At 64.9% G+C, this 504-nt stretch carries 1 protein-coding gene and 1 pseudogene; both read left to right on the forward strand.

The window, feature by feature from the left end; all coding sequences use genetic code 11:
* On the forward strand, positions 1-187 hold a 187-nt coding region (locus KVT32_RS28595; protein ID WP_217619260.1), incomplete at its 5' end, for a hypothetical protein.
* Between the two features lie 126 nt (positions 188-313).
* Positions 314-504, forward strand: a pseudogene (locus KVT32_RS28600) (nucleoside diphosphate kinase regulator); the annotation flags it as partial.

Below are 504 nucleotides of genomic sequence, written 5' to 3' on the forward strand. Positions count from 1 at the left end.
TAAGACCATGAACCTACTGAGCAATTGCCAGCATTGCGGTTCGCCCCTGAACGAGGGAGGTCTTTGCGTGCCCGTTCGTTACGCTCGTTCTTCCCGCGCGCCGTCCGAGCGCGCGATCATGGCCGCGCGCGCGGTGCAGCGCTTCGCGCGAAATCTCGCCTGGCTCTTCGGGGCTCGGCGAGGATAAACCCGGTCGGCGCCACGCCACCCGTCCTCCCGAGCCTCTCCCTCGCATCGACCTTCGCCCGCGTCATCGGGTGAGTTTCCCTTATCCGGCCGCCATGGATGCGGCCACACACACTGGAGTTAGAACATGAGACCGAACATCATCGTATCGTCGCTGGACATGGAGCGCCTGGAGGCGCTGATCGATTCGCTGCCGGCGGCCCAGGCCGACAATTGCGCGACCCTGCTGGAGGAACTGTCGCGCGCCGACATGGTGGAGCCGCAGGAGATTCCGCCCGACGTCGTCACCATGAATTCGCGCGTGCGCTTCGTGCTCGA

Source organism: Achromobacter sp. GbtcB20, from assembly GCF_019091095.1.
Lineage (GTDB): Bacteria > Pseudomonadota > Gammaproteobacteria > Burkholderiales > Burkholderiaceae_B > Achromobacter > Achromobacter mucicolens.